We start from the raw sequence: 13881 nt of genomic DNA on the forward strand, positions 1-13881 counted from the left end.
TACAGAGTTGATAAATCCGTTAATCAGCGCTGATAAGGAATACTTAGACTTGGCAAGTCCCCTTTGGTCAGCCTTACAAAGACTAATGCGGCAGAAATGGCATCTTGTAGAGCGTCGTGCTTGTCTTGTAGTGGTAAGTCTAAATGCTTACATATCGCGTCTAAACTTAAGTCGAAGTAAGCATTTGGTAGGTGCTGCTCTAATTTGTCATGATAGATCTGGCTCACTTCAATCAGTGGATTGGGCAGTGGGAATCCAAGTTGTTTTCGACAGGCAAGATCGAGAATTTTCTTGTCATAACGAATGTGATAGCCGACCAAAGGTCGATTGCCGATGAAGTTGAGCAGCTTAAGCAGTGCTTGTTTCTCATCAATGCCGTCTTCGAGATCTTTATGGCGGATCTTGTGTATCCGCACTGAACCAGAGTCGAGTGATTGAGGGGCTCGCAAACGAACCTCAAAAGGTTTACTGGTAATAATTCGGTTGTCGATGATCTTTGTCGCGGCGATCGTCACCAACTCTGCTCGTTTGGGATCTAAGCTGGTGGTTTCACAATCGAGAGAGACATACTCACCTTGTGAAAGCGCACCGAAGTAATGCTGAAACGGTGAGCCTTTGAGTTTGTAGTACCAGTAGCGTCTTTGTAGCCAATTCATCTGCGTACTCCATTAATCTCGTATCTGATAATGATAGCCAAGGAATTGCTTGAATTTCTTTACTACGTGAAGGCTATGTCGCAGTAGATCCCGTTCACTTCGATCTAACTGTTTAATATCGATGCGGTTATGGCTATGTTGGTTGGAAAGTTGCTGACCAAGACGTAATTTGAAAAACAGCTTTAATGCTTCATTGAGGTTATCTGCCGTTTCTGGCTCCAATATCTTTTTACGTCGCAATGCTTCGATACGCTCAAAGGTATTTTTCTCTTCAATACCATATTCAAGCGCTAAGGTTCGAATGCCGTGCACCACAGGGAAGATACCGCCGCTTTTGAGATCTAAGCCTTGCTTGTCACTTTTTACATTACCAAATAGCGTCAGTGGCAAAGAGAATTGCAACGCGGGTCTTGAGAAGTCTTGTAAGGTGAGCATGTTATTAAACATGATTTTATGTAAGTGTTCACTTACTGGTGTAAGTAAGTCTTCATTGCCTGCGACTGCGTGGGCGTCTGCCATAATGGCTAGATTCATCACTTGTTCAGCATTGACGGCTTTTGACCATTGCTTAAGCGTTCTCTTCCATTCGGTTTGTGTTTTAACCCATTTCGGGTTGTTGACCATCACGTTGCCAGGGCAAAGCGGATAGCCAAGTTGTTGTAGAGTATGGGTTAGCTCATTCATTACCGTAGCGCATTGATCCCACTCCAAACCGTCTCTAATGATCAGCGCATTATCTTGGTCTGTTTTAAGGATTTGCTCACCGCGCCCTTCGGAGCCTAGTACGATCAAACAACAATGGTCGTGCAGTGCTGGTGGCACGATTAATTCAAATGCTTTTTCGATGATTTGCTCGTTTACAGCTGAGATCAGCTCCATGATAAATCGGGTGCGAATACCGTTACAGAGTAAGCTATCGACTAACTGGCGCTGCCTATTGGAGGCAATGGCGAGTTCTTCTACGCTGGTGGCACGCGCAATGCTCAAGGTTAATACGTGAGAATGGGTTGAGAAGGCGCTTAAGATTTGTGTCATATCCAGCATGCCAACGGGTTGGTTTCCGTCGCACACCATTAAACGCTTCATCCTGTTACGTGTCATGTTGATCATGGCGTTAAACAGAAAGTCACCTTCATCCACATGCATGACAGGGAAGGTGGCGACATCGCCCACTTGAGTATCCAGAGGTAAGCGGTCTAGCATCACAGCATGCAGCATATTGGTGCGAGTAATAATGCCGTAAGGCAATTCATTGGGTGCCGCTTGCAGGCGTGCATCGTCTGGGCTCAACTCAATCAGTGCTGAATCAATGGCATTGGTTTTTAGAAACTGTGTGACTTCATCCAATGGTTGGTCATGTTGTAAAACTCGAGGTGGATGATAGATGTCACTATCGACCTTTGTCAGAATAAATTCGGCTAAGTTTTGCTGTTGCTGGGCGGCTTCGATTAATGCTTGACGTTTGGAGAGATTATTGTCGAAGTACGCCGCAAATTGTCCATTTTGTTCGTAAAGGTCGAGAAAGATTTCTTTGGGAAGTAGGTATGAAAGCGTATCTTCAAGCGCAACATAGTTGTGGCGAGCCGTACCTTCAAAAATAGAACGCACATCAAATAGGTCATCATTGGCATAGTGAGCGAAGATTTCTTTGCCATCGGATGACTGTTCTTCGACCACCCCTTTGATCAAAATATGCAGATGTTTGCTTTCTGCTCCGTTACGTAAAATGGTATCTCGTCCACGGAAGTAGGCGACATCAAGGGAAGCTCGCAGAGTTTTTTGCTGCGCTTCATCAAGTCTGTCAAATGGGGGAGACTGCATGTTGAATTTATCTGGCATGGCACACCTTTGAATGTCATTCTCTACTCCTTAAGTGTGACAAATTTACCTAGCCGCGCCAGACGACTTTGGTCGAAGCAAAGCGAAGAAATCTCAAAGGGGAAACAGTCTTAATCTCAATGTTCCCTTTTTATCCATCAGTTCTCAGTAGATAATACCGCCAGCTCAATATGTAGTTTAAGAGGTCACCATGTTTACCCCATCGCCTTATGGCTGGATATCTCAATATTTGATCGGTTTCTTTTTCGCCTATGGTGTCTATCTGCCATTTTGGGCATTGTGGTTTGAGGAACAAGGCGTTTCGGCATCAGACATAGGTATATTAGTCGGTTTAGGTTTTGCTACACGTTGTGTGGCGAATCTCGTTTTAACCCCACGTATTCATAAAGTAGAACACTTGATGCCAGCATTGCGCGCGTTGAGTTTTGCCGGTTTGTTGTTTGTTGGCTTCTACTTCTTTACTGGCGGAAGCTTTTGGCTGATGGCGGTCGCTACAATACTGTTTAACTTGTGTTGTGGACCTATCATTCCAATCTCTGATGCAATGGCGAACCACTATGCGCGCTTGAAAATGCTCGACTATGGACGCACACGGTTATGGGGTTCGATTGCCTTTATCGCCGGCTCTACTGTGGTGGGATATTTAGTCTCGCTATACGGCACCGATATGATTTTGTACACCGCATTGGTAGGGATGTTGATGTCACTCGTGTTTGCGATGCGTCGCATTAACCCAATGCCAGTGACGGATCATCAACAGCAAATGGTTCGTCCAAAGTTAACAGAGCTATTACGTGATAACAGTGTGATTCGCTTTTTAACCTTAGTGGCTTTGATTCAAGGTAGTCATGCGGCGTACTACAGTTTTAGCTCAATTTATTGGAAAGAAGCTGGCTATTCGGAAGCGATCATCGGTTACTTATGGAGCCTTGGTGTGGTATCGGAAGTCATTGTCTTTGCTTTAAGTAAGCGCTTATTTGTTGGCTGGAGTTTACGCGCACTATTTTTGGTAGCTTCTGTTGGCGTGATGGTACGTTGGGGGATAACCGCTTCGACGACGGCGCTAGTGGCTTTAGTGGCGATTCAGTTGTTGCATGGTGTGACTTTTGCGGTGGCGCATATTGCGGCGATTCAATACATTCAAGACTCAGATCAAAACCGAATGGTGGCATTACAAGCCTTGTATAACGCAATTCCGCTTGGGGCATTTATTGCATTGATGACCGCGCTCAGCGGTTGGGGTTACGAGAATTGGGGGGCGAATGTCTTCTGGGCAATGGCAGTGATGGGCGCGCTAGCGATATTTGTTCGAGTGGAGCCAAAATCTCGTGCGAATAAAAATCACAATAATAAAGCGGAGCTTGAAGCACAGAATTAGCCTCATCTGATTGATATTTATACACTCCGTTAGTTTAATAGAGTAACTAGACCTAGGCGACCGTTGGTCGCTTAGGTGGCTAAACAGAGTGTTATATAAGGATATCGCATGCAAGGATGGCTGGTGATTCCCGTATCAATATTGTATCTCGGGTTATTATTTTGGATCGCATGGTACGGAGATAAGCAGCGCAATTGGCTCGCCCGATGGCGACCATGGATATACAGTCTATCCATTGCGGTCTATTGTACCTCTTGGACTTTTTACGGCACGGTTGGACAAGCTAGTAGCAACCCATGGTCGTTCCTTCCTATCTACATTGCCCCCATTATTGTTTTCACTTTAGGTTGGCGAATCATCGCTAGGCTAATCATTGTCGCTAAACGCGAGCATATCACTTCCATTGCTGACTTTATCGCTGCCCGTTATGGTAAATCTCAGGGGTTAGCCGTGGTGATCACCTTAATCGCCGTGGTTGGGATTTTGCCTTATATCGCTTTGCAGTTACGTGGCATTACCATGGGGTTGGAGGTCGTGGCTCCGGTTTTACAAGCCGAAGGGATCTTAGGCGGAGTCGACGTCTCTTGGTTTGTGGTGATGGCACTAGCGATTTTTACTATGTTGTTTGGTACGCGCCATATCGATAATACCGAGCATCACCGTGGCATGATGATGGCGATTGCCTTTGAATCGATCGTCAAACTTGTCGCATTTATGGTGGTTGGCTGTTTCATTCTGTTTATCGCGCTTAATCGCAGTGACATCGTGTTGATGGATCTGGCGGCGCAAACCTACCAATCGCCCAACTGGCCGACTCTAGTCATTCACACCATTCTGACTATGATGGCGATCCTTTGCTTGCCTCGCCAGTTCCACACCATGGTGGTTGAAAACGAACGACCTAAAGATCTGCATACGGCACGTTGGTTGTTTCCCCTCTATCTGGTACTGATGGGCATTTTTGTTCTGCCGATTGCTTGGGTGGGGCAAGGCTTACTCTCTGGTGTTAGCGCCGATACTTATGTGATCAGCTTGCCGATGGCGGTCGGTGCCAGTGATATGGCGCTATTGGCATTTTTAGGCGGTACATCAGCCGCCAGTGGCATGGTGATAGTCTCAACTATTGCACTTGCCATTATGGTCTCCAATGATCTTGTTATGCCGCTGTTGCTGCGCAGAATGAAGTTGAGCAGTCGTGGGCATCGCCAGTTTTCAGGCTTGTTATTGGTGATCCGTCGAGCATTGATCTTGCTGCTTTTATTGGGTGCTTGGGGGTTTTACCAAGTTCTCGGTAATATTCCTTCCTTGTCTGCGATCGGTTTTCTTTCCTTTGCGGCGATCAGTCAATTTGCTCCGGCTTTGATTGGTGGCATGTATTGGCGACAAGGTAATCGTAAGGGTGTCTATGTGGGGCTGTTATTTGGCTTCACGGTTTGGCTTATCACACTAATGAATGCCACAGGGTTGCTGGCAGGTAACAGCGACAATAACGTTTTGCTGTGGTTGATTGAGCCACCATTGATTCTTAGTGATGTTGGCTTACGAGCGTCTGACTGGGGCATAGTGCTGAGCTTAAGTGTTAACACTCTCTGCTATGTGCTGATTTCAATGGTGACCCGTGCCAGCTTAAGTGAGCGACTGCAATCGGCTTCTTTTATTGGTACACCGTTGCCTGAAAGTGAAAACATGAGCTTGTATCAAAGCCGTGTCACCGTTGCTGAGTTGGAAATGCTTGCCTCGCGATTTGTTGGACGGCAGCGAGTGCGCAGTGCCTTTAAGCAATATTGGGGGCAGCAGCGTCAAACGTTAATGCCGAATCAACAAGCACCGTCAGGGCTTATTCGCCATACCGAACGCGTGTTGGCAGGGGTCTTTGGTGCCTCGTCTGCTAAGTTAGTGCTTACTTCTGCCTTACAGGGGCGAAACATGCAACTTGAAGAGGTCGCGACAATTGTTGATGAAGCCTCAGAGTTGTATGACTTTAGCCGTGGTTTGTTACAAGGTGCGATTGAGCATATTGGGCAAGGCATTGCGGTGGTTGATAAACAGCTGCGGCTGGTGGCATGGAACCAACGATATTTAGAGCTGTTCGAGTTTCCTCAGGGATTAATTCAAGTCGGTCGACCCATCGCGGATGTGATTCGTCACAACGCAGAACAAGGCTTGTGTGGACCGGGTAACCCAGAAGATCATGTGCGCCGACGTATCTATCATCTCGATCAAGGAACCAGACACACCTCGTCGCGAGTGAGGGCGGACGGTCGAGTCATTGAAGTTCAAGGTAACCCGATGCCTGGTGGTGGTTTTGTAATGAGTTTTACCGACATTACCGTCTTTCGCGATGCAGAGCAGGCGTTAAAAGAAGCTAATGAGACGCTAGAAGAGCGGGTGCAAGTGCGTACTCAAGAGCTGGAGAGACTGAACAAGCAATTGGTCAGTGCCACACAACGTTCAGAGCAGGAATCGCGTTCAAAATCTCGCTTTTTAGCGGCGGTCAGCCATGACTTAATGCAGCCTTTAAATGCGGCGCGACTGTTTGCCTCCTCTTTGTCTGAGGTGGCGAAGGAGAGCGAAACCAAACAACTTGCCCACCATATTGAAAGTGCTTTGGAAGCCGCTGAAGATTTGATTGGTGACTTGCTTGATATCTCTCGTCTTGAATCAGGCAAGCTTGATGTCAATGTTTATGGCTTTGCCATCAATGACGTGATGGCAAATTTAAATGCAGAATTTAGTGCGCTTGCAAAACAGCAGGGTATTGAATTTAACATGGTATCCAGTCAGCTGTTGGTGGAGTCCGACCCGAAACTGCTACGTCGAGTGGTACAAAACTTTCTTACCAATGCGTTTCGTTATAGCCCGAAAGGTAAGGTTGTGCTTGGTGTACGTCGTGTTGGTAGTGAAGTGCGGATTGAAGTGTGGGATAACGGTGAAGGGATCAATGAAGATAAACAGCAAGAGATCTTTGAAGAGTTTAACCGTGGTAGCCAAGTCCGCTCTGATCAAGGTTTAGGGCTTGGATTAGCAATCTCGAAAGGGATCGCCAATGTGCTTGGGCATCAGATCTCAATGCGCTCATGGCCGGGGGAAGGCAGCGTATTCTCTATTAGTTTAAAACGCGCCTCACAAGCGGCACCTCAAGCGATAGTCTCACCCGTACAAGCTGTCTCCAACCTTAGTCACGTTAACGTACTGTGCGTGGATAATGAGCCAGACATTCTTATTGGTATGGAACAGTTACTTGCGCGTTGGGGATGCGATGTTCGCTGCGCGGCAGACATTGTCGAAAGCATGCAAGCAATCGATGATAATTGGGTTCCTGATGTGATCTTGTCTGATTACCGATTGGATAATGGTCGTACCGGATTAGAGGTATTGCAGCAATGTCGATTGCGTTTAGGTGATAGCTTTATTGGTGTGATCATCAGTGCTGACCGTACGCCAGACATGTTGGATGGTATTGATTCGAATGGATTTAGCTTTATACCTAAGCCGGTTAAACCTTTGAAGTTAAGGGCGATACTCAATCGTATCGCCTAGGTTTTCGCTTTGTTTACTCGCTCAGTAGCGTTTCATATTTAACAAATGCGGTTTGCGTGTCGCCATAATAAAGCACGCTATCGGCTTGAACGACGACTCGTAACCAGCTTTCGGCAGAGGCTGGTGCGGGTAGTGTGACATGCCAGCTTTTACCATCTTTGCTACTTGGCTGCATATCAATCGGTTTGCCATTCTCTTCAGGGTTATTGACCAAAGATAGTTTGATTGCTTCGAGCGGGAAAACCGACGTCATAGAAAGCTCTAATTGATTACCTGTTAGCTTTTCAGAGCGAAACTTTATCTTAAACTCGCCATTTTCCATATCGCATAAGCCGCTGGTATAACGGCAGTTTGATTTACTGAGTAACTTATAATTTTGCCCTTCTTTCGCTGCATGAGGCTTCTCACTTAAAGCCATATCGGTACCTACATAGGCAATAATGGAGAGGACAGGTGCAATCAAAAGGGCAATAATAATGTGCTTGTTTTTGAACATAGGGCTTCCTTGCTACTACGACTTAAAGGGTTGTTAGACCAATCTTTATAACTAATAGCTCATAATAGGCGTTATTTGGCTAAGCCATTAGTTATACAGATTGCAGTGGACAAAATCTAAGATAAACAGTGTGCTAAGAATAAAAAAGCCCCCGAAGGGGCTTTTGTGGTTTGGGTTAGATTTTAGTGGTCGACTGCGTCGCCAGCACCTGCTGGTACACGTACGTGTTCTACTAAATCTTTCACTTCTTGTGGCGTTTCTGCTGTTACTCTTGAAACACCGAATGCGACTACGAAGTTGAATAGTGCGCCAATAGCACCAAATGCGTTTGGTTCGATACCGAAGAACCAGTTGCTACCCCAGCTCTTTAGGTATGTCCAATCAGCAACGAATAGGATGCCTTTGTGTTGGAATACGTAGAATAGCGTGATGGTAATACCCGCAATCATACCTGCGATAGCGCCTTCTTTGTTGATGCTCTTACTAAAGATACCCATCATCAATGCAGGGAAGATGGAGGACCCTGCGAGGCCAAATGCCAGAGCTACCGTACCGGCGGCAAAGCCCGGTGGGTTGAGCCCGAGATAACCCGCGACCCCGATGGCCACGGCCATGGCAATTCGGCTTGCCATCAGCTCCTTCTTCTCGGAGATATTTGGATTGATTACACCTTTAATCAAGTCATGGGATATTGCTGAAGAAATTGCCAACAATAGACCAGCAGCGGTTGATAGTGCGGCTGCTAGACCACCAGCGGCAACCAATGCGATTACCCAGTTTGGTAGTTTCGCAATCTCAGGGTTCGCTAGTACCATGATGTCACGGTCAACTTTCAGTTCGTTTGTTGCTGGGTTTGATGTGTACTCAATCAGACCATCGCCATTTTTGTCATCAAAGCCAAGTAGACCTGTTTTCTCCCAGTTTTTGAACCAGTCAGGACGCTCATCATAAGCAAGGTGCTGACCTGGTGCCGGGTTAACGGTGTCCATTAGGTTAAGACGTGCCATCGCAGATACAGCTGGAGCTGTAGTGTATAGAATTGCGATAAATAGTAGCGCGTAACCTGCTGATGTACGTGCATCACGTACTTTAGGTACGGTAAAGAAACGAATGATTACGTGTGGTAGACCCGCAGTACCAATCATTAGTGACATAGTGTAAACAAACATGTTTAGTGTATCACCGCGTACGTGGGTGGTATATTCACTAAAGCCGAGTTCCGTCACCACTTGGTCGAGTCGGTCGAGTAGATAGACATCGGTACCGGAAATGGTGCTCCCTAAGCCAATTTGTGGTAGTGGGTGACCTGTCAGTTGCAGAGAGATAAAGATTGCTGGAATAGTGTAAGCAAGAATGAGTACGCAATATTGTGCAATCTGCGTGTAAGTAATACCTTTCATGCCGCCCATTACTGCGTACATGAATACGATACACATACCGATCAATAGACCCGTAGAGTAGTCCACTTCAAGGAATCGACCAAATGCAACACCCACGCCTTTCATCTGACCGATAACGTAAGTTGTCGATGCAATGATCAAACAAACAACCGCGACGATACGCGCTGTTTTTGAGTAGAAGCGCTCACCGATAAACTCTGGCACTGTGAACTTACCAAACTTACGTAGGTAAGGTGCAAGAAGCAGAGCAAGTAGTACATAACCACCTGTCCAACCCATTAGGAATACAGAACCGCCGTAACCCATGAAGGCAATCAGACCAGCCATTGAGATAAATGATGCAGCTGACATCCAGTCAGCGGCTGTCGCCATACCATTGGCAATTGGGTTTACGCCGCCGCCAGCAACATAGAACTCTTTAGTTGAGCCTGCTCGGGCCCAAATTGCGATACCTATGTAGAGGATAAATGTCGCCCCTACAACTAGGTAAGTAATTGTTTTCAAATCCATCTGAGTTGCTCCTTACTCGTCTACACCAAATTCGCGGTCAATTTGTCTCATCTTCCACGCGTAGTAGAAAATAATCCCTAGAAAGGTGTAAATAGACCCTTGTTGAGCAAACCAGAAACCCAGCTTGTAGCCACCGAGTTGAAATTGATTGAGTTGGTCAACAAATAGAATCCCACAGCCAAAAGATACGACAAACCAAATGACCATTAGTCCAATCATTAGTCTTACGTTCTTTTGCCAGTAAGCTTTGGCGCGTTCCTGACTTTCAAATGCCATTGCCGTCTCCTTACGCATGTTTGTTGTTAAGAAAATGTTTCACGATTTACAATAGCAGTGACGTGACAAGATCTCTTTTCAACTTTAGTCGGCACTGTTTTTTGGTAAATATCCTAAAAAACAGTGCCTTGTGCGTATGCGGAGGAATTATTGAATGTTAACGATGTGTTAACTAAGCCGAAGGTCTAATGCTGTAGCACGAGGAATGGTGGATCGATCACACAAAATAGAAGTCACGGATCCCCATTAGGAGGTTATTCAATGCGACTGCTGCCAATATCAAGCCCATGACTCGGCTGATGATCGCGGCTCCAACGTTGCCAATCACCTTATGGATGTGGCTGGCAAGCAATAAAAACAACAGGGTGATGATCAGTACACTCAGCATCACACCAGCTGTAATTGCCTGGTCAAATAGGGCATAACGGTGATTGTCGGTGAGCATAACAATTGCCATCATCGCCCCAGGGGAGGCGATGGATGGCATTGCCAACGGGTAGACGGCAAGATCGGCAAGTTCTGAGCGGCTCATTTCTTTGGAGAGCTTTTGTTCTTGTTCAGGTTTGCTTTCGCCAAAAATCATGGTGAGGGCAAATAACAACAGAACCAGTCCACCGGCAGCTTGGAATGCAGGCAGTGGGATTTGCATTGCTTCTAATAGTAGTTGCCCAGCAATTAAGAAAAACAATAACAAACCCGTTGCGATGGCGACGGCTTTGAGTGCCACAATACGGCGCTGTTTGACGGATAAGTGCTGAGTTTGAGATAAATAAACAGGTACAGTTCCAACGGGGTCGATAACCGCCCAAAGAACAACGAATTGGGTAAGTATGATGCTAAGCAAATTGGTCTCCCAGAGTTAACGGTGAACATGCTAGATAAGTGTCGTCCTGTTGAGACGTCGTACTTGTTAGTCCCACCATTGCTTGAGTTCAAGTAAGAAGCGGTGATTTATCTAGATGAATAACAGAGGGGGCGGTGCGCAGTCACACCGACATAAGAAATTTAGCATACATTAGGCGGTTAAAAGTTAGCTCACCGTTAATTAAGCATCTGTCTCAAGTTGTTGTAGCAAAATCACGGCTTGAGTACGGTTTTTTACCCCAAGTTTACGAAATATCGCCGTCATGTGGGCTTTGATCGTTGCCTCTGAAACATTGAGTTCATACGCAATCTGTTTGTTGAGTAGCCCGTCAGATAGCATACCCAGCACTTTGTATTGCTGTGGGGTGAGAGAGGCAATTTTCTCCGCAAGATCGTTACAAGCGGCATTATTGGTGATGGATCCTTCAGGGAAGAATGGTTCGCCATTGAGAACCTGATTGAGGGCGCTAATCAGCTCTCGCATATCGCTCGATTTTGGAATAAAGCCAAATGCACCATGGCTTTTCACTTGTGTGACAACGGAGGGTTCTTCACTGGCTGAGACAACCACAATCGGTAAGTCTGGGTATTCTGCCCGTAAGTGGATCAATCCTGACATACCATTTGCACCGGGCATTTTTAGATCAAGTAACAAAAGGTCGGGATCCGATTCTTTTCCTAATAATGCCAACAACGCTTCGAGTGAATCCGCTTCAAGCAAGTTTGCGCCGCTGATCGCCATATGAATCGACTGAAACAATGCGTTTCGGAAAAGAGGATGGTCGTCTGCAATAATAATGGTGTAGGTCGAATCCATGACGTTAAGCACTTATTGTAATTTAGTTAATGGAATTATTATTCCGTTTGCTGTATTGAACAATGTTTGTACGCTAAAAGTCTGAACTAAATCGACTTTTGTCTTAGAAATAAAAACGCCCCAGAGATTCTGAGGCGTTTAAATTATTGAAAATACGCGTTTATAGCTGGTGGTTATCTAAGTGCTCAATGAAAGCTGGCGCATCCATGAAACCGGTAACTCGCGCGTTAACGACATGTTTGCCGGTGCTATCCCAAAATTCAATGGTAGGCAAACCTAGGACATTGAGCTTTTGTAATAAGGCAATATCTTTCATCTCGTTCTTGGTGACATCAGCTTGAAGTAGAATGAAGTTTTGCAGTTTTGCTTCGACTTCCGGCGTATGGAAAGTGTATTTCTCGAACTCTTTGCATGCCACACACCAGTCGGCGTAGTAATCAAGCATGACTGGTTTACCCGCTAATTTGGCAGAGGATAACTGCTGTTCAAGATCTTCCACCGTGCTGACTTTAATAAACTCGATATTGTGCTGAGAAACTTGTTGTGCTGGGCTAAACCAGTAGTTGAGTAGAGGTTGTGCTGAAGCAAACAGCCCTAACACCGCAATAATGCCCACGGTGCTCTGTTTCCAACCGCCAAAATCGAGATTGTTTTTGATGTGGTAAAGCCAACCAAACGCGACGATGCCGAGTGCAGACCAAAGAGCTGTACTCCAGACTTCCGGTAAAATGCGTTCAAGTAAGAAAATTGGTGCTGCTAAAAGAACAAAGCCAAACAGCACTTTTACCTTATCCATCCATCCACCTGCTTTTGGCAGCAGTTTGTTGCCGAATACTGCCGCTAACATCAGAGGGATCCCCATCCCCAGCGCCAGTGCATACAGGGCAATACCACCGGTGAGTAAATCGCCACTTTGTGCCACATACAGTAATGCGCCAGATAAAGGTGCAGTGGTACAAGGCGAGCAAACTAAGCCAGAAATCGCGCCCATAGCAAACACACCCGCATTATTGCCACCTTGGTGCTTATTGCTTAGACCATTGAGCCAAGTTTGTACGCTTGAAGGCAGTTGCAAAGTGTAAGCACCAAACATCGACAGAGCTAAAGCGACGAACATGACACTCAGGGCAATCAGTACATATGGGTGCTGCATGGCCGCTTGAAATTGCATACCAGCAGAAGCGACGACTAAACCCAGTAATGTGTAGGTCAGTGCCATACCTTGTACATAGATGAAAGATAACCCCAACGCGCGGCGGTGCGTTAATTTTCCGCTACCTAAGACAATGCTGGTCAGGATTGGGTACATAGGCAACACACATGGCGTAAAGGCTAAACCGATGCCTAGCGCTAAAAAGATCAATGGTGTCCACCAACTATCCGCGAGTTGACCTGCGAGGTTGCTGTCTTTGGATATTGGCGTTTCATTGACTGCGGCGGTGACTGGTTGAACTGGCTGCGTTGATGAAGCCAGTTGTGCTGAAAAAGGCTCTACCTCGATGATTTTGGTTTCTGGTGGGTAGCAAAAACCTGCTTTCGCACAGCCTTGGTATTGAACGATTAAGCGAGCGCCTGATTGATATTGCTCTAAAGGTACTTCCACGAATAGCGGGTCGGTATAGATATGGACATCACCAAAAAACTCATCTTGGTGTGGCTGCCCATCTCGCATCGTGAGCGTACCTAGTGTGACATTTTCTGCGCTAACCGAAATACGCTCTTGATAGAGGTAGTAATCTTCTTTTACTTGCCAGTCGAGGAAAATGCGGTTGTCCTGCTGAAAATGATTGAACGGAAAGGCTTCAGCAACAGGGACGAAACGATTGTTATCACTGGCAAAACTGGGCGCACTTGAACTGTTACCAAATAGCGCCATTGCCGGTGTCGCGACGACACTCAGGCATAGAATAAAGAGCGAAAAAACTGCGCGCATACAAACATCACTTTAATTAACTTGAGGGTATTTTATACCCAATTTGAGGCGTTTTTCTCGCGATCGTTAAATTTTTGCTGAGATTAGTCGATTGCGAGAGTTGATAAGACAGGGAAAGCTGCCAATTAGTTTCAAATTGGAGGGTTTATTTTTAGCGTTTGTCGCTGTCGAT

At 46.0% G+C, this 13881-nt stretch carries 10 protein-coding genes; 2 read left to right on the forward strand and 8 right to left on the reverse strand.

Annotation, left to right across the window (positions count from 1 at the left end):
• Positions 1-23: 23 nt before the first annotated feature.
• Positions 24-656, reverse strand: coding sequence for a 3'-5' exonuclease (locus H2O73_RS18315; RefSeq protein ID WP_182110372.1), 633 nt, complete (start codon positions 654-656; stop codon positions 24-26).
• 12 nt (positions 657-668) lie between these two features.
• Positions 669-2495, reverse strand: a complete 1827-nt coding sequence (locus H2O73_RS18320) for a DUF294 nucleotidyltransferase-like domain-containing protein (RefSeq protein WP_182110373.1) — start codon at positions 2493-2495, stop codon at positions 669-671.
• A gap of 190 nt (positions 2496-2685) precedes the next feature.
• Here H2O73_RS18320 and H2O73_RS18325 point away from each other — a divergent pair, with 190 nt between their 5' ends.
• Both H2O73_RS18325 and H2O73_RS18330 read left to right on the forward strand, forming a co-directional pair.
• Complete coding sequence (locus tag H2O73_RS18325) at positions 2686-3873, forward strand: 3-phenylpropionate MFS transporter (protein ID WP_182110374.1); 1188 nt, start codon at positions 2686-2688, stop codon at positions 3871-3873.
• 108 nt (positions 3874-3981) lie between these two features.
• Positions 3982-7413: a hybrid sensor histidine kinase/response regulator gene (locus H2O73_RS18330; protein WP_182110375.1), complete on the forward strand. Its 3432-nt coding sequence runs from the start codon at positions 3982-3984 to the stop codon at positions 7411-7413.
• 13 nt (positions 7414-7426) lie between these two features.
• Here the strand turns inward: H2O73_RS18330 and H2O73_RS18335 are convergent, their stop codons facing one another.
• From H2O73_RS18335 to H2O73_RS18360, 6 genes are all read right to left on the reverse strand, one after another.
• Positions 7427-7909: a hypothetical protein gene (locus H2O73_RS18335; RefSeq protein WP_182110376.1), complete on the reverse strand. Its 483-nt coding sequence runs from the start codon at positions 7907-7909 to the stop codon at positions 7427-7429.
• A 182-nt stretch (positions 7910-8091) separates the two neighbouring features.
• Positions 8092-9819 (reverse strand): sodium:solute symporter family protein, encoded by a 1728-nt coding sequence (locus H2O73_RS18340; RefSeq protein WP_182110377.1) that lies wholly within the window; start codon positions 9817-9819, stop codon positions 8092-8094.
• A gap of 12 nt (positions 9820-9831) precedes the next feature.
• Positions 9832-10095, reverse strand: a complete 264-nt coding sequence (locus tag H2O73_RS18345) for a DUF4212 domain-containing protein (RefSeq protein ID WP_182110378.1) — start codon at positions 10093-10095, stop codon at positions 9832-9834.
• A 217-nt stretch (positions 10096-10312) separates the two neighbouring features.
• Entirely contained in the window at positions 10313-10939 is a 627-nt protein-coding gene (locus H2O73_RS18350) for a MarC family protein (protein ID WP_182110379.1), read from the reverse strand.
• A 201-nt stretch (positions 10940-11140) separates the two neighbouring features.
• Positions 11141-11776 carry a response regulator gene (locus H2O73_RS18355; protein WP_182110380.1) on the reverse strand — a complete coding sequence of 212 codons (636 nt, stop codon included), beginning with the start codon at positions 11774-11776 and terminating at the stop codon, positions 11141-11143.
• A gap of 160 nt (positions 11777-11936) precedes the next feature.
• Positions 11937-13709 (reverse strand): protein-disulfide reductase DsbD, encoded by a 1773-nt coding sequence (locus H2O73_RS18360; RefSeq protein ID WP_182110381.1) that lies wholly within the window; start codon positions 13707-13709, stop codon positions 11937-11939.
• Between the last annotated feature and the right edge of the window lie 172 nt (positions 13710-13881).

The sequence above is a fragment of the Vibrio marinisediminis genome, from assembly GCF_014050145.1.
Taxonomy (GTDB): domain Bacteria; phylum Pseudomonadota; class Gammaproteobacteria; order Enterobacterales; family Vibrionaceae; genus Vibrio; species Vibrio marinisediminis.